The following is a 16,346-nucleotide window of genomic DNA, read 5'->3' as shown; positions in this document are numbered from 1 at the left end:
TGATGGCTCCCGTTACGCCGCAAGCTGATCGAATACCGCAAAGTATTCATCGGTGAATTCCTGAACCAGACCCAGCTGCTCAAGCGGTGGAACCGGCGTGTATTTGTAGCGAATCTTCAGCTTGCCATCGCGCAGATCGCCCGTAGCGTTATCGTTTTTGTCATACCAGCAGCTGAAGCCGAGAAGGCGACCCGCCGTGACCAGCGCGGAGCCCTTCTGATTAATGCCGTCGATAATGTCTTTCACCAGTGATGGCGTCAGCGGCTTATCGATATAGCTAAAGTGCGCTTCAGCAATCATGTCGGCCATGATCTGCGCGGTGCGGGTATAGCTTTCAAACGTGTAGGTTTCGGCGTCACAGGTGCGCGAACCCCAGAAGCGGAACCCGCCGCGCTTAATCAGCGTGGTGATACCGTTGCTGTTAAGTTCGTCTGCATCCGTGTCCGTGCCCTGAAGCGACCAGTACACGTCAGCGGAAATACCCAGCACGTTATTCACAACCACGTTAGAAATGGTTTTGTGCCAGCCCTGCTCAGCGTCAATTTTTGCGCGCAGGCCGATAGCGTATGCGGTGGCGGGAATGGTTTCGTTTTTGGCGCTCGCAGAGTTGTAAGCGATGAATGACGGCCAGATGATCATCAGTTCGCGCTGCGCAAACGTCTCGCGATAGGCTTTTGCTTCGGCGATGGTGTTGCAGTTGTAAGCGCTGACATAGGCGAACGCGCGGAGCTTTTCCGCAATCACGCCAAGCTGCGCAGCAACCGCTTCGGAATCCAGTCCCGGAACGGCCAGCACGCGCGGCGTTTCGCCAACACTTGCCGGTGCAGAAAGCAGCGCAAACAGGCCTTCATAGCGACCAGCAGCGTTAACACCGCCGATGATCAGCTGTTCCTGCGTAGGTGCAGCTTCGCCATCAGCCGGCACATAGGTTGTCGCATCCGGCACGCGGATAACGATAACCTTCGGGCTCGCCTGGTCAGAAATGGCTTTCAGGGTGGTATACAGCGTGCCTTTTTTTCCGGCTTTGCCGAGTACGCTGCTCACGCGGGTAACAAGAACCGGCGTGTTAAGCGGGAACGTTGTCGCGTCTGCGTCATCCGCGATACAGACCACACCAATGGCTGATGTGTCGATATCACGGATTAGCGTGCTGAGGTCGGTGGTTTCCGTCGTCTTCACGCCGTGGTGATAAGTGTCGCTCATGGTCTCATTGCCTCTCGTTGATGAGTGAATTAATCATCAACTTCTGCCCCCCTGATTTCACGCGCAGGCGGTTGTCACATACCCCTTACAACCGGTGCTGGCTGGCGTAACTCTCGCGCACGCGGGAGGATGCGACAGGGGGAAATTATGCTGAATATTCTGGATGACGATTTAACGCCGCGACCTGCTTACCGGCTGACGATTGATGGCGCAGTATCCGCGAATCTTGATGCGCGTCTGATGTCGCTGACGCACACCGATAACCGTGGGTTTGAGGCTGATCGCATTGAGCTGACCATTGATGATTCTGACGGTCTGGTATCGATGCCGGCGCGTGGCGCAAAGGTATCAGTAGCTTTTGGCTGGCAGGGTCAGGCGCTGGTCAGCAAAGGGGAATTTGTCGTTGATGAGGTGTCGCATCAGGGGCCGCCTGACCGGCTGATAGTCACGGCACGCAGCGCGGATTTTCGCGATGATTTTAACGTTAAGCGTGAGTACAGCTGGCACAACGTAAGCGTTAGCGATGTGGTATCCGCCATTGCTGGGCGATATGGGCTGAAGCCTGCGGTGAGCGTGACACTCAAGGATATTGCTATTGACCACGCTGACCAGACCAGTGAATCAGATATCAGTTTTCTCACGCGCATGGCGCAGATGCTGGGCGCGGTTGCCACTGTAAAAAACGGTGCGCTTTTATTTATCGTGCCGGGTAAGGGGGTATCTGCCAGCGGGCGCGTGCTGCCGGCCATTACCATTACCCGTGCCAGCGGTGACAGTCATTCATTCCGTGTGGCGGACAGGGATGCTTATACCGGCGTGCAGGCTTACTGGCTTGATCTCAATTTCGGAAAGAAAAAGCCCACCACGGTTAAGCGCCGGCGGAAAAAGAAAAAGGTGCAGACCGCGCCCGCTTCCAGCAAGAAAGAGGGTGACTATGTTGAGGGTGCTGAAGGTAACGTGTTCGTGATGCGCCAGACGTATAAAACCGAACGGGCTGCCCGGCGCGCAGCTGCGGCAAAATGGAATGAGCTTCAGCGCGGAGCGGCGGAATTTAATATCACCCTGGCACGCGGGCGCGCGGATCTGTTTCCCGAGCTGCACGCCAACGTGTCAGGCTTTAAACCTACGATTGATGCCGCTGACTGGGTGATTAAACGGGTGAATAACACTATCGATGAAAACGGCTTTATTACCGGGCTGGAGCTGGAAGTGCGGATTACTGACTGGGACGCTGAGCAGTCTGATGAAAATTCTGAATAGATTATAAATCAGACATCTCCTAAACTATGCGGCGAGTTTAATCAGAAGTGGTGAGGTCTTATGTTCACCTGCCCAAAGTGTAACGCCGCCGCAAGAACCCGTACCAGCCTGATGCTCAGCAGAGAAACACGTCGCAGCTATCACCAGTGCACGAACATGCTGTGCGGGCAGTCATTCACTACTCTGGAGAGCGTAGAAAATTACCTGAACAATGTAACCCCTTCCGCCAAGGCACACATTATTCCCGCAGGTGCTTTTCCGCGTTCTAACTACGGTGAAAACCAGTTGAGTTTGACTCTTTGAAGTAAACCCAGCCCCTTAAGAGGGGCGTTTTTTTTGAGTAAAGGTTTGGCGCATGCCTGCCGATAATCGGATGACTTAAAACAAATTAATTATGGAGTGATTATGTCTGGAATGGTTTTTTGCCGTGGTTGCGGTAAGGAAATTCACGAGTCTGCAAAGGCTTGCCCACACTGCGGTGCAACTCAATCAACTCAAACACAGGGAAATAAGAGCCGTATTGCAGCAGCGCTGCTGGCATTTTTCCTTGGAGGGTTTGGAGTTCATAAATTTTATTTAGGTCGAGTTGGTCAGGGGCTGCTTTATCTCATTTTCTGCTGGACGTTTATTCCAGCAATTATTGCCTTTGTCGAATTCATTCTATACCTGTGCTCTTCTGACGAAGACTTCGCCAGAAAGTATGGCTAATTAGCTAAAGCAAACCCCGCCAGATAAGCGGGGTTTTTTATGATGTGGTCAATAGGTGGACACTGCGAGAAATAAATCCTTTTATTTCAGGTAAATATAATAATTAAATGGACACCATCCCTGTCTTCCCCCGCATGATGCGGGGGTTTTTTTTGCCTGTTATTTTCTCCTCACGCTCTTATCTTAATATTGATTTTTCACAGCATATTCCTTCCAGTGATAAACTTTAGCCATCTTGAGACCATCAGGCTGCATTTTGGGTGTGGGCCATCTGGCGAGGCAAAGCATGGATTCTTCCTATGCAAAATTAGTTAACCGGGCCGCTGTGGCGGCAACTACGCTGGCAACGTTGCTGCTGATTGTTAAAATTTTTGCCTGGTGGCATACCGGTTCGGTCAGTATGTTGGCGGCATTGGTGGATTCTTTGGTGGATATTGCGGCATCCCTGACTAACTTGCTGGTGGTGCGCTATTCGCTCCAGCCGGCCGATGACGATCATACCTTTGGTCACGGTAAAGCAGAGTCGCTGGCAGCACTGGCGCAGAGCATGTTTATTTCTGGCTCAGCGCTATTTCTTTTCCTGACGGGCATTCAGCATTTGGCATCACCAGCGACCTTAAACGCGCCGCTGGTAGGTATTGTGGTGACGGTGGTGGCACTGTTTTCAACCCTGGTTCTGGTGGCCTTTCAACGGTGGGTGGTGCGGCGCACGCGGAGTCAGGCGATTCGTGCTGACATGCTGCACTATCAATCGGATGTCGTAATGAACGGCGCAATCCTGGTGGCTCTCGGCTTAAGCAGCTATGGTTTTGTGCGGGCGGATGCTTTGTTTGCGCTCGGCATCGGCATTTACATTCTCTATAACGCGTTGCGGATGGGGTATGATGCGGTACAGGCGCTATTAGATCGTGCCTTGCCAGAGCATGAAACGCTGGAGATTATTCACGTAGTGACCGGCTGGCCTGGGGTTCGTGGTGCCCATGCTCTACGCACGCGGCAATCTGGCCCCACGCGTTTTATTCAATTGCATCTGGAGATGGAAGATCAGCTACCTCTGGTGCAAGCGCATCAGGTAGCCGATGAAATTGAGCAAGCATTACTGAAGAAGTTTCCCGGCTCGGATGTGATTATCCATCAAGATCCCTGTTCTGTTGTGCCAGGAAACCAACACGGATTTTTTCAAGGTTAGCGTTTTAAAATCATGCGATTACACAAAAAAAGTGACGTAGCGCTAACAACTCTGTAAAAAATTAGCGAAAAGTTGTCTGACCTGAATCAATTCAGCTTCAGGCCTTTGATATACTATTCTGCAACTATTAAGTCATGCGATCGCGAGCTGGTCTACGCCGGGCACATGACAGGAATAATCCTTAGTTTTGAACAATCCAGAGGTTGTCATGATCAAAAAAATCGGAGTACTGACCAGCGGCGGTGACGCCCCAGGCATGAACGCAGCCATTCGCGGAGTTGTACGTTCCGCGCTGAGTGAAGGACTGGAAGTTTTTGGTGTTTACGACGGCTATCTGGGCTTGTATGAAGATCGCATGATCAATCTCGACCGCTACAGCGTGTCTGACATGATCAACCGCGGCGGCACCTTCCTTGGCTCCGCACGTTTCCCAGAGTTCCGTAATGACGAAGTACGTCAGACCGCGATCGATAACATGAAAAAGCGCGGCATTGATGCGCTGGTGGTTATCGGCGGTGATGGTTCCTACATGGGGGCTAAGCGCCTGACCGAAATGGGTTTCCCGTGCATCGGCTTACCGGGCACCATTGATAATGATGTAGCGGGCACTGATTACACCATCGGCTACTTCACTGCGCTGGAAACCGTGGTGGAAGCGATTGACCGTCTGCGTGATACCTCTTCTTCCCACCAGCGTATCTCTATCGTGGAAGTGATGGGTCGCTATTGCGGCGATTTGACGCTGGCGGCGGCCATCGCGGGTGGCTGTGAGTTCATTGTTCTGCCGGAAATTCCGTATACCCGTGAAGAGCTGGTTGCCGAAATCAAGGCTGGCATTGCCAAAGGTAAAAAGCACGCCATCGTCGCGATCACCGAGCACATCTGTGACATCGACGATCTTGCGCACTTCATCGAAGCAGAAACCAAACGCGAAACCCGCGCCACCGTGCTTGGCCACATCCAGCGCGGCGGTGCGCCTTGCGCGTATGACCGCATCCTGGCGTCCCGCATGGGTTCATACTCTATTGAACTGCTGTTGCAGGGTTACGGCGGTCGTTGCGTGGGTATTCAGAACGAAAAGATGGTGCATCACGATATCATCGACGCAATTGAAAACATGAAGCGTCCATTCAAACGCGACTGGCTGGATACCGCGAAAAAACTCTACTGATTCTTCAGCATTAAGGCGCGACGTAAATCGCGCCTTTTTTATGCCTGCTCATATACCGTCCGGTTATAACAGCTTATTTTTAATTCTTTAATCCGTGGATAACTTTGTGTCAGTCTTGTTCTATAACGACCTCGGGAGAGCAAGCAATGAATAAGTGGAGTATTGGTGTCACCTTGTTACTGGCCTCAACCAGTGTTCTGGCAAAGGATATTCAGCTGTTAAACGTCTCATACGATCCTACCCGTGAGCTGTACGAACAGTACAACAAAGCGTTTAGCGCACACTACAAGCAGGAAACCGGCGACAACGTGGTGATTCGCCAGTCGCACGGTGGTTCAGGTAAACAAGCGACTTCCGTGATCAATGGCATTCGTGCTGATGTGGTTACGCTGGCGCTGCAATCCGATGTGGATGCTATTGCTGACCGTGGTCGTATTAATAAAGATTGGATCAAACGCCTGCCGGATAACTCCGCCCCTTACACCTCAACCATCGTGTTCCTGGTCCGCAAAGGCAACCCGAAGGGCATTCATGATTGGCCAGATCTGATCAAACCGGGCGTTTCCGTTATCACACCAAACCCGAAAACCTCGGGTGGGGCACGCTGGAACTATCTGGCTGCATGGGGTTGGGCGCTGGATCAGAACCATGGCGATCAGGCCAAAGCGCAGGCTTACGTGAAGTCGCTGTTTAAGAACGTTGAAGTACAGGATTCTGGCGCACGTGGTGCGACCAATACCTTCGTTGAGCGCGGTATCGGCGACGTGCTGATTGCGTGGGAGAACGAAGCGTATCTGGCGGTCAATAAACTGGGCAAAGACAAGTTTGAAATCGTCACGCCAAGCGAATCGATCCTGGCTGAACCGACGGTTTCCGTGGTGGATAAAGTGGTAGATGAGCAAGGCACGCGTAAAGTGGCTGAAGACTATCTCAAGTATCTCTATTCACCAGAAGGCCAGACCATCGCCGCCGAGAATTTCTACCGTCCGCGTGATGCAGCGGTGGCAAAGAAGTTTGCTGATAAATTCGCGCCGGTGAAACTGTTCACGATCGACAGCAAGTTTGGTGGCTGGACGCAAGCCCAGAAAACCCATTTCGCCGATGGCGGCAGTTACGACCAGGTGATGAAGCCTTAACAAATCCAAAAACGGCCAGCGATAATGCTGGCCGTTTTTTTATGTCTGAAGACAGGCGCTGAGGATTAGTCCGTGACTTTCATCATCTGCCAGGCGAGGATGCTGGCAGATGATGAACAGAGGAATCGGGCTATGCAGGGCAGTCATCGTACCCTGAAGTTGCTTACCGCATTATTGGTGCTGTTGATTGTTGGACTGATCGGCGGTGCTCTTCACCTACAAAAAAACAGCGATGCCTTATGGCAGATCATTAGCGAGAAATGCGTGCCGAATATGGCAGCCAGCGGCAAACCTGCGCCTTGCCAACAGGTGAATACCGCCCAGGGTTACGTCACGCTGAAAGATCTCAATGGTCCATTGCAGTATCTGCTGATGCCGATAGAAAAAATCACCGGCATGGAAAGCCCCATCATTCTCAATCCCGCAACGCCGAATCTGTTTGCCGATGCCTGGCAACAGCGTGTTTTGCTCGCGCAGAAGCGCGGCGCACCCATTGCTGACAGCGCGCTGTCGCTGGCGATCAATGCGCAATATGGGCGCACGCAGAATCAGCTGCATATTCATATTTCCTGCCTGCGACCGGATGTCCGTCAGCAGCTGGATACACTGGCACCAAGACTTAATGCGCAGTGGCAGAACGAAACGCTGCTGAAACATCGCTATTGGGTGCGAACGCTTTCTACGGCGGAGTTGGCGCAACAAAGTGCTTTTATTCGTCTGGCGGATGAAGTGCCTAACGCACGTAGGGAAATGGGCAAATATGGCATGGCGCTGGCGCAACTGCCGGATGGGCGCTTAGCGCTGCTGGCACTGGAACGTAACTGGTTGAAGTTGAACCGCGGTTCAGCAGAAGAGTTGCAGGATCATCAATGCAGGATCTTGTAGGGGCGGCATTGAGGGCGACCCATAAAAAAGGCGGCTAATCAGCCGCCTTTTCTGCATCAACAACGAAAGATTATGCGTTTTTCGCTGCTGCTGCGGCTTTCACGATCACGGCGAAAGCATCCGCTTTCAGAGATGCACCGCCAACCAGAGCGCCATCGATATCGGGCTGGGTGAACAGCTCAGCGGCATTTTTATCGTTCACTGAACCGCCGTACTGAATGATCACTTGCTGTGCGATAGCGGCATCCTTCTTCGCGATGTGGTCACGAATGAATTTGTGCACGGCCTGAGCCTGCGCTGGGGTAGCGGATTTACCGGTACCGATGGCCCAAACTGGCTCGTAAGCGATGACTGCGCCTTCGAACGCTGCTGCGCCCTGCGTTTCCAGCACGGCATCGATCTGACGTGCGCACACTTCTTCAGTTTTGCCTGCTTCGTTTTCTGCGTCGGTTTCACCGATGCATAGAACCGGCACCAGGCCAGCTTCTTTCACCACGGCAAATTTCTTCGCGATGAACTCGTCGCTTTCTTTATGGTAGGTGCGGCGCTCAGAGTGGCCGATGATGATGTATTTCGCGCCGACGTCTTTCAGCATGTCTGCAGACGTTTCGCCAGTGAATGCGCCAGACAGATTCACGTCGACGTTCTGAGCACCCAGAGCGATGTGGCTACCGGAAATGGCGTGTTTCGCCAGGTCCAGATAGATAGCCGGCGGGGCAATCGCTACGCCACAACCATCAACACCAGACAGCTCTTTGCGCAGGCCTTCAATCAGCTCTTTAGTGATCTGCTTGCTACCGTTCAGTTTCCAGTTACCCATAACCAGTGGATGTCGCATTCTTTCCTCCGCATAACGCGATTCATGAAATAGCGCTGCCATCGGGCAGCGATGTCTGCGAGACAGTATAGAGATGAAATGGGTTGCTGGCTTTGCTTTTCGTCATTTTTGCCGGTGTGATCAGGGTGTCGCGAGCGCCAGTTTTATCGGCTCAACGGCGAAGGTTAAACCCTTGTCGCCGTTGTCCGCGACCACGAAACGCAGTGCGCCTTCGGTGCGGGAAAAATAACGTGCACCTTTACCCGCGCTCAGCAGAGAATCGAGCTTTTTGCGCCCATCCTCGGCCGACAAGCCAGGGATGAAGAAGCGCAGTAGGGCGGTCATATAATCCATGGCGCGCGCCTGCGCGGCTTTCATATCGGGGCCAGGAACGGGCAGCCAGGTGATTTGCAAGGTTTTGATCTTGCCGGTGCCTTGTTCCAAAGCCGTAGACGCGTACAGCGTTTCGCTGATTTTGCTGGCAGCACGCGTCAGATTGCTTTTATCGCCGCGATTATCAATGGCGCGATATTCCTGCAGCGGTTCATTGGGATTGGCGGCATTGTACTTTTCACGAAACTGCGCAACGGTCATATCGAACGTCGGCGCACCCGCGAGCAGATAGGGCGCAGCAGGCAGATGATCGCTACGATCCAATGCAGGTGCATCCTCCGCCCAGGCGGGAAATGTCAGTGCGAGGCCAAGCAGCAGCGCGACTGGCAGGTTGTTCATTGCTTCGGCCCTAAATCATTCACTTAGCCCACGATTAGAACGGTTTTTACCGGGGAAAGTCAAAACCCACATTGGGAAAAATCTGACATTCTTCGCCTCGCACGTATCACCAGTAATGCTCGCTGGTCATATGGCCGGGTTTGCGTTTGAAATGCTTACGCATCTCACGGGTATCTTTCAGCAACTGTTGGGTATCGCGCACCATTTGCGGATTTCCGCACAGCATCACATGGCTGGTTTCTGCGGTGAGCGGCAGGCCGACCGCACGCTCCAGTTCGCCGCTCTCAATCAGTTGCGGTACACGACCGTGCAGCGAACCGGCGATCTCTTCGCGGCTCACCACCGTTTGGATATGCAGTTTTCCCTGATAACGCTGCTGCAGCTGCTGCATTAAGGGCAGAAAGCTCAGGTCATCGGCGAAGCGCGCGGCGTGTACCAGCACAATGTTCTCAAAGCGTTCCAGATCTTCGCCCTGTTGCAGAATCGATAAATAGGGACCGATCGCCGTGCCGGTCGCCAGCATCCACAGCGTTTGGCAGTCAGGAATTTCGTCGAGCACAAAGAACCCGGCGGCTTCTTTGGTAATCATCACCTGTTCGCCGGGCTGCAATGCCTGCAAACGTGGACTCAGTTTGCCTTCCGGCACGGTGACCAGATAAAACTCCAGCAGCGGATCCTGCGGTGCGTTGACGTAAGAGTAGGCGCGCTGCACGCGCTCGCCGTCAATTTCCAGTGCCAGCTTGGCAAACTGACCTGCGGTAAAGGTATCAATGGGCGCTTCGACGCGCAGACTGAACAGTGCATCGGTCCAGTTTTTTACTTCTTTCACTTCAGCATTGATCCACTCTGCCATGTTGGCTCCTTAGTGTTGATTACCCGTCATACTTCAAGCCCCCTCATGGGGCCTACTCTTGGTGCAGCTGCGATGGCTACGTGTGCTCACCCCAGTCACTTACTCATGTAAGCTCCCGGGGATTCACACACTTGCCGCCTTCCTGCAACTCGAATTATTTAGGCTATATGATCGCTATTGACCTCACGGATTACCACCCTCGCGTCCAGCAAAGGGCTCTTAGCGACAAACGCAGCGCACAGATCAGCAACTGTAGCGGCCGGTTTACAATCTGGACGTCAACCTTGACGGCTTAAGACACTACAGCTTTACCGGCGCCTCTCGATTTGTCACTGAATCCTGATATTTTTGCCGCCATCAATCCGAAGCGGCCTGTTTTGTGCTGCTTATTCTTTGTTTCTCAGGCAGACATTTTGTTCCATGTTGATAAGTAAAACGCAAAATCGCTTTCTATTATTCATGCTGATCGTGCTGGTGGCGGTGGGGCAGATGGCGCAAACCATCTATGTTCCGGCGATGGCCAATATGGCTGAGACGCTCAATGTGCACAGCGGCGCCATTCAGCAGGTGATGGCCGCCTATCTGATGACCTACGGCGGATCGCAGCTGATCTATGGTCCACTTTCGGACAGCGTTGGCCGACGTCCGGTGATCCTTATCGGCATGACGATCTTTGCTAGCGGTGCGTTGATCGCCATGTTCGCGCCCTCGCTGGATATTCTGGTCGTGGGCAGCGCAGTGCAAGGTTTAGGTACCGGCGTGGCGGGCGTGATGGCGCGTACCATGCCGCGTGACCTTTACTCTGGCATCGCACTGCGCCAGGCGAACAGCTTACTCAATATGGGCATTCTGGTTAGCCCGCTGCTGGCGCCGGTGATTGGCGCGCTGCTGACGCATCTGTTTGGCTGGCACGCCTGTTTCGCCTTCCTGCTGCTGCTATGCCTCGGCGTTACCGCGTCGATGGCGCGCTGGCTGCCGGAAACCCGTCCAGTGGATACGCCTGCAACGCCGTTCCTGAAGCGTTATGCCACGTTGCTCAGCGACGGCAACTTCGTGCGTTATCTGCTGCTGCTGATTGGCGCGCTGGCGGGCATCGCGGTATTCGAAGCCAGCTGCGGCGTGCTGATGGGCGGCGTATTGGGGCTGGATGGTTTGACCGTCAGCGTCCTGTTTATCCTGCCGATTCCGGCGGCATTCTTTGGGGCGTGGTTTGCCGGACGCGAGCAGAAATCCTGGCACACGCTGATGTGGTACGGCGTGAACAGCTGCCTGCTGGCGGGTTTATTGATGTGGGTTCCCGCCTGGTTTGGCGTGATGAATATCTGGACGCTGCTGGTGCCAGCTGCGCTGTTCTTCTTTGGCGCGGGCATGTTGTTCCCGTTGGCAACGTCGGGGGCGATGGAGCCGTACGCGTGGCTGGCGGGCAGTGCCGGTGCATTGATTGGTGGCTTGCAGAACCTCGGTTCTGGCGTGGTTGCGTGGCTGTCAGCTCTGCTGCCGCAGCACGATCAATCCAGCCTCGGCATGCTGATGTTTGTGACATCGCTGGTGATGCTGCTGTGCTGGTGGCCGCTCTCGCGTCATCCGGAGAGCGGCAAGCAGGCGATTACAGGATAAATTGATGCAGCGCCGCGTCTTTGCGGTCCAGATAGTGGATTGACTGGATGCGGCGAATGGTGCGCGATTTGCCGCGTACCAGCAGGGTTTCGCTGGTGGCGATGTTGCCGTTACGCGTGATGCCTTTCAGCAAATCGCCGGTGGTGATGCCGGTGGCGGCGAAGATCACGTTATCGTTACGCGCCATCTGATCCAGCTTCAGCACCTGATCCGCTTCAATGCCCATTTCGGCGCAGCGTTGCAGTTCATTTTCACCCAAGCGGCGATTCTCTTCGCTGTCGCCTTTTACCACGTGCCGCGCCAGCAGGCGCGCCTGCATATCGCCATCCATTGCACGAATGACCGCCGCTGATACCACGCCTTCTGGCGCGCCGCCGATGCCGTACATCACATCCACTTCGCTATCCGGCATACAGGTGAGGATCGAGGCTGCAACATCCCCATCCGGGAAGGTGAACACGCGCACGCCGAGCTGCTGTAGCTGAGCAATCACCGCATCGTGACGCGGTTTAGCCAGAATCGAAACGGTTAATTGGCTAAGTGGTTTGCCGAGCGCCAGCGCGATATTTTTCAGATTGATATCGAGCGGCAGATTGAGGTCGATGGCGCCGCGTGCGCCAGGCCCGACAATCAGTTTCTCCATGTACATATCAGGTGCGTGCAGGAAGCTGCCTTTATCGCCCACCGCCAGCACCGCCAGCGCGTTGGCCTGGCCCATTGCCGTCATGCGCGTGCCTTCAATGGGATCAACGGCGATATCCACCGCGTCGCCGCGACCGGTACCGACTTTCTCACCGATGTACAGCATCGGCGCTTCGTCGATTTCGCCTTCGCCAATCACAATCTGGCCGTCGATATCAATAGTGTTGAGCATAATGCGCATGGCATGAACGGCTGCGCCGTCGGCCGCATTTTTATCGCCGCGTCCTAACCAGTGATAGCCCGCCAGAGCGGCGGCTTCGGTCACGCGGGAAAATTCAATCGCGAGTTCTCGTTTCATGGTTGCACCTGACAAAAAACAGGCGGGCAGTTTACCACAGCGGGGAAGATTGACGGGGGAAAAACCCGCGGCAGGGCGCCGCGGGTCAGCAGGATTTTACTCTTCATCTTCCCATGCTTTCGCACGGGCAACGGCTTTCTTCCAACCGGCGTAACGCACGTTACGTTCGGTGGTTTCGATGCTTGGACGGAACTCGCGTTCAATCACCGCTTTAGCACGCACTTCTTCCAGATCGCCCCAGAAGCCGACCGCCAGGCCAGCAAGATAAGCCGCACCCAGCGCAGTCACTTCACGCACTTCCGGACGCTCAACGCGCGTGCCGAGAATGTCTGACTGGAACTGCATCAGGAAGTTGTTGGCAACCGCACCGCCATCCACGCGCAACGATTGCAGGCGGGTGCCGGCATCGTTTTGCATCGCTTCCAGCACGTCACGCGTCTGGTAAGCAATCGATTCCAGCGTGGCGCGAATGATGTGGTTGGCGTTGGCACCACGCGTCAGACCGAAGATTGCACCGCGTGCATACGGGTCCCAATAAGGCGCACCCAAACCGGTGAAGGCGGGCACCATGTAAACACCGTTGGTGTCCTTCACTTTCAGCGCAAAGTATTCAGAGTCTGTCGAATCGCTGATCAGCTTCATTTCATCACGCAGCCACTGAATTGACGCACCACCAATAAACACCGCACCTTCCAGCGCATAGTTCACTTCACCGCGCGGACCGCAGGCGATGGTGGTCAGCAGACCGTGTGTTGACGTTACCGCTTCAGTACCGGTGTTCATCAACATGAAGCAACCGGTGCCGTAGGTATTTTTCGCCATACCCGGTTGTACACACAGCTGGCCATACAGCGCCGCCTGCTGGTCACCGGCGATACCGGCGATAGGAATACGCGTACCGCCCTTACCACCAATGTTAGTCTGGCCGTACACTTCTGAAGAACCTTTCACTTCTGGCAGCATTTCACGCGGGATATCGAGGATCTCCAGCATGCGCTCATCCCACTCCAGCTTGTGGATGTTGTACATCATGGTACGCGAGGCGTTGGTGTGATCGGTAACGTGCACGCGCCCTTGCGTCATTTTCCAGATAAGCCAGGTATCAACGGTACCAAATAGTAGCTCGCCGCGTTTAGCACGCTCACGTGCGCCTTCAACGTTATCGAGAATCCACTTCACTTTGGTGCCAGAGAAGTAAGGGTTGATCACCAAACCGGTGGTGTGCTGGATGTACTCTTCCAGACCCTCTTTCTTCAGCTTGTTACAGTAATCGGCGGTGCGTGGATCCTGCCAAACGATGGCGTTGTAGACAGGTTTGCCGCTCTCTTTATCCCACACGATGGCGGTTTCACGCTGGTTGGTGATACCGATTGCCGCGATCTGGTCAGAGTTAATGTCCGCATGGGCCAGCACTTCCACCAGCGTTGAACTTTGTGACGCCCAGATATCCATTGGATCATGTTCAACCCAACCCGCCTTCGGGTAGATCTGAGTAAATTCGCGCTGGGAAACCGCAACGATGTTGGCATCATGATCGAGCACCACGGCGCGTGAGCTGGTTGTGCCCTGATCGAGTGCAACGATATATTTTTTATCAGTAGTCATTGTGCTTTCCTGATGATGTATCAATGAAACTTAGGCTTTACGCTGCTGAGCGCGTGCAACCGGTTTTTCTGCTGTGCTGGCTTCCGCAACGTTAACTGGCAGGTGACGACCAATCAGTGAGCGATAACCGAAGGCTCCGAGGCAGGCACCGATCAGCGGGCCAAAAATCGGAACCAGGAAGTAAGGAATATCTTTGCCACCGGTGAACGCGACGTTGCCCCAGCCGGCGAAGAAGGCGAACAGTTTCGGACCGAAGTCACGCGCTGGATTCAGTGCGAAGCCGGTCAGTGGACCCATGGCACCACCGATAATGGCCACCAGCAGACCAATCAACAGTGGGGCCAGCGGACCACGTGGAACACCGTTGCCGTCATCGGTGAGCGCCATAATCACGCCCATCAGTACTGCAGTAATCACCATCTCCACCAGGAAGGCCTGACCAACACTGATGTGCGGGTTCGGATAGGTAGAGAAGATACCGGCCAAATCGAGGCTTTCGACGCTACCGCGTACCATCTGGTGGCTGGTTTCAAAATCCACGAACAAATTGTAGTAAAGACCGTAAACCAACGCGGCAGCGCAGAAGGCGCCGGCAACCTGCGCCAGGATGTACGGGACAACTTTACGACCTTCAAAGTTTGCGAACAGGCACAGCGCGATGGTGACGGCTGGGTTAAGATGCCCGCCTGAGACACCGGCGCTCAGATAGACCGCCATGGATACTGCTAAACCCCAGATAATACAAATTTCCCACTGACCGAACGCAGCACCGGCCAATTTCAGTGCGGCAACGCAGCCTGCACCAAAAAAGATGATCAAACCGGTGCCAATAAATTCGGCGATGCACTGACCTGTTAGTGTGTTAGTTGTTTGACTCATAATGGCATTCCTGAAGCGAGGTTAAATTTTATCAGTTTTTGTTCTCATCCATGAGTCGCCCAGCTTTTAATGTAGGGTTGATGTGAATTTATCGTTAACGAGCATAAACGAGAAATAGCGAAATTGAAAATTGTGTACTGCGTCATAAAAATGCGCGTTTTCGCGTCTTTTGCGTTTCTTTAAGGCCCATTCACCCTATCTGGCGGAAAGATCTTTAGGTGATCGCCCACACAAATGCGCGAAGATGCGCATTTTTTTAGGCATTGACTGAAAAGTGTTACAGACTGCCCTCGCAGGCCTTGTGCCGCTGGACTTGCTGGGTTTGGCTACATACAATCGAGTCATCGTGGCTGAGCGCACCATAATAAGGCATGCACCAGCCCCATCAACGCCTTGCAAGATTTAGGAGAGGTCAGAAAGATGTCATTTGAAGTATTCGAGAAACTGGAAGCGAAAGTACAGCAGGCGATTGATACCATCACTCTGCTGCAGATGGAAATTGAAGAGCTGAAAGAGCAAAACAATAACCTGAAAAACGAAGTCAGCCAGGCTTCAGGTAACCAGGATGCGCTGGTACGTGAAAATCAGCATCTGAAAGAAGAGCAGCACGTCTGGCAGGATCGTCTGCGGGCACTGCTGGGAAAAATGGAAGAAGTTTAAGCGTTATCGCTTAAACCAACGGGTGCCGCGGCACCCGTTTTTGTTGCGGTTTACTCGATGTCGAGCGCGTCTTCAGACAGGATAATGCCGGTATTATCGGCATACAGATGATCGCCAGAGAAGAAGGTTACGCCGCCAAAGTTAACGCGTACGTCACTCTCGCCAATGCCTTCACCCGCTGCTCCCACCGGAATTGCCGCAATCGCCTGAATGCCGATTTCCAGCTCTTCCAGGTCATCAACCTGACGCACCGAACCGTAAATCACAATGCCTTCCCACTCATTTTGCGCTGCCAGAGTCGCCAGCTGAGCATCGACCAGTGCGCGACGTACCGAGCCGCCGCCATCCACCAGCAATACGCGACCCCGACCATTCTCTTCCAGCAAATCGTAGAGTAAGCCGTTGTCTTCGAAACATTTCACTGTGGTGATTTGACCACCGAATGAGCTGCGCCCACCAAAGTTAGAAAAAAGCGGTTCAACAACGTTCACAGCTTCGTGGTAGATGTCACAGAGTTCAGATGTATCGTATTTCATGAGGGTTTTCGTCTGTTTGCCACAGGAGCGCTAAGTATATCGCTATCTGGCGATTGTTGGCAAAATCATCAACCGCCAAAAAAAGCGCTGCATCA

General features: G+C 53.8%; 17 protein-coding genes. 9 read left to right on the top strand and 8 right to left on the bottom strand.

What is annotated here, in order from left to right; all coding sequences use genetic code 11:
- Positions 1-12 precede the first annotated feature (12 nt).
- Complete coding sequence (locus ACIP6T_RS22570; protein ID WP_400459060.1) at positions 13-1,203, bottom strand: phage tail sheath subtilisin-like domain-containing protein; 1,191 nt, start codon at positions 1,201-1,203, stop codon at positions 13-15.
- 147 nt (positions 1,204-1,350) lie between these two features.
- Here ACIP6T_RS22570 and ACIP6T_RS22565 point away from each other — a divergent pair, with 147 nt between their 5' ends.
- From ACIP6T_RS22565 to ACIP6T_RS22535, 7 genes are all read left to right on the top strand, one after another.
- Complete coding sequence (locus ACIP6T_RS22565; protein ID WP_400459057.1) at positions 1,351-2,463, top strand: phage late control D family protein; 1,113 nt, start codon at positions 1,351-1,353, stop codon at positions 2,461-2,463.
- A gap of 60 nt (positions 2,464-2,523) precedes the next feature.
- The gene (locus tag ACIP6T_RS22560) at positions 2,524-2,766 is read left to right on the top strand and encodes an ogr/Delta-like zinc finger family protein (RefSeq protein ID WP_097095638.1); all 243 of its coding nucleotides are present in this window, start codon (positions 2,524-2,526) and stop codon (positions 2,764-2,766) included.
- Between the two features lie 102 nt (positions 2,767-2,868).
- The gene (locus ACIP6T_RS22555) at positions 2,869-3,171 is read left to right on the top strand and encodes a TM2 domain-containing protein (RefSeq protein WP_097095639.1); all 303 of its coding nucleotides are present in this window, start codon (positions 2,869-2,871) and stop codon (positions 3,169-3,171) included.
- Between the two features lie 286 nt (positions 3,172-3,457).
- Positions 3,458-4,360, top strand: coding sequence for a CDF family cation-efflux transporter FieF (gene fieF / locus ACIP6T_RS22550; protein ID WP_345827754.1), 903 nt, complete (start codon positions 3,458-3,460; stop codon positions 4,358-4,360).
- 208 nt (positions 4,361-4,568) lie between these two features.
- Positions 4,569-5,531 carry a 6-phosphofructokinase gene (pfkA, locus tag ACIP6T_RS22545; protein WP_097095641.1) on the top strand — a complete coding sequence of 321 codons (963 nt, stop codon included), beginning with the start codon at positions 4,569-4,571 and terminating at the stop codon, positions 5,529-5,531.
- A 146-nt stretch (positions 5,532-5,677) separates the two neighbouring features.
- Complete coding sequence (locus ACIP6T_RS22540) at positions 5,678-6,667, top strand: sulfate ABC transporter substrate-binding protein (protein WP_097095642.1); 990 nt, start codon at positions 5,678-5,680, stop codon at positions 6,665-6,667.
- Positions 6,668-6,799: 132 nt separating this feature from the next.
- Positions 6,800-7,552, top strand: a complete 753-nt coding sequence (locus ACIP6T_RS22535; protein WP_097095643.1) for a CDP-diacylglycerol diphosphatase — start codon at positions 6,800-6,802, stop codon at positions 7,550-7,552.
- Positions 7,553-7,622: 70 nt separating this feature from the next.
- Here ACIP6T_RS22535 and tpiA read toward each other — a convergent pair whose 3' ends face one another.
- The 3 genes from tpiA to fpr all read right to left on the bottom strand — a co-directional run bounded on the left by tpiA (position 7,623) and on the right by fpr (position 9,954).
- Positions 7,623-8,390, bottom strand: coding sequence for a triose-phosphate isomerase (tpiA, locus tag ACIP6T_RS22530; protein ID WP_008109693.1), 768 nt, complete (start codon positions 8,388-8,390; stop codon positions 7,623-7,625).
- Positions 8,391-8,510: 120 nt separating this feature from the next.
- Positions 8,511-9,101 (bottom strand): YiiQ family protein, encoded by a 591-nt coding sequence (locus ACIP6T_RS22525; protein ID WP_097095644.1) that lies wholly within the window; start codon positions 9,099-9,101, stop codon positions 8,511-8,513.
- A 106-nt stretch (positions 9,102-9,207) separates the two neighbouring features.
- Positions 9,208-9,954 carry a ferredoxin--NADP(+) reductase gene (gene fpr, locus ACIP6T_RS22520; protein ID WP_345827757.1) on the bottom strand — a complete coding sequence of 249 codons (747 nt, stop codon included), beginning with the start codon at positions 9,952-9,954 and terminating at the stop codon, positions 9,208-9,210.
- A gap of 420 nt (positions 9,955-10,374) precedes the next feature.
- Here fpr and emrD point away from each other — a divergent pair, with 420 nt between their 5' ends.
- Complete coding sequence (gene emrD / locus ACIP6T_RS22515) at positions 10,375-11,571, top strand: multidrug efflux MFS transporter EmrD (RefSeq protein ID WP_345827758.1); 1,197 nt, start codon at positions 10,375-10,377, stop codon at positions 11,569-11,571.
- On the opposite strand, the gene glpX is transcribed toward emrD, so the two are convergent.
- The 3 genes from glpX to ACIP6T_RS22500 form a co-directional block, all read right to left on the bottom strand.
- A complete protein-coding gene (gene glpX / locus ACIP6T_RS22510) occupies positions 11,561-12,571 on the bottom strand; it encodes a class II fructose-bisphosphatase (RefSeq protein ID WP_400459050.1) in 1,011 nt (336 codons plus the stop codon). The genes emrD and glpX overlap by 11 nt on opposite strands.
- A 96-nt stretch (positions 12,572-12,667) precedes the next feature.
- Entirely contained in the window at positions 12,668-14,176 is a 1,509-nt protein-coding gene (gene glpK, locus ACIP6T_RS22505) for a glycerol kinase GlpK (protein ID WP_345827762.1), read from the bottom strand.
- Positions 14,177-14,206: 30 nt separating this feature from the next.
- Positions 14,207-15,055 (bottom strand): MIP/aquaporin family protein, encoded by an 849-nt coding sequence (locus ACIP6T_RS22500; protein WP_097095648.1) that lies wholly within the window; start codon positions 15,053-15,055, stop codon positions 14,207-14,209.
- A gap of 420 nt (positions 15,056-15,475) precedes the next feature.
- On the opposite strand from ACIP6T_RS22500, the gene zapB reads away from it, so the two are divergent.
- Entirely contained in the window at positions 15,476-15,715 is a 240-nt protein-coding gene (zapB, locus tag ACIP6T_RS22495) for a cell division protein ZapB (RefSeq protein ID WP_097095649.1), read from the top strand.
- A 50-nt stretch (positions 15,716-15,765) separates the two neighbouring features.
- Here the strand turns inward: zapB and rraA are convergent, their stop codons facing one another.
- Positions 15,766-16,251, bottom strand: a complete 486-nt coding sequence (rraA, locus tag ACIP6T_RS22490; RefSeq protein WP_097095650.1) for a ribonuclease E activity regulator RraA — start codon at positions 16,249-16,251, stop codon at positions 15,766-15,768.
- Positions 16,252-16,346: the final 95 nt, after the last annotated feature.

This window comes from Pantoea sp. NPDC088449 (assembly GCF_044753225.1).
In the GTDB taxonomy this organism is placed as follows: Bacteria; Pseudomonadota; Gammaproteobacteria; order Enterobacterales; family Enterobacteriaceae; genus Pantoea; species Pantoea floridensis.
Note: the sequence above shows the minus strand (reverse complement) of the source record. Positions and strands in the feature narration are given on the sequence as shown.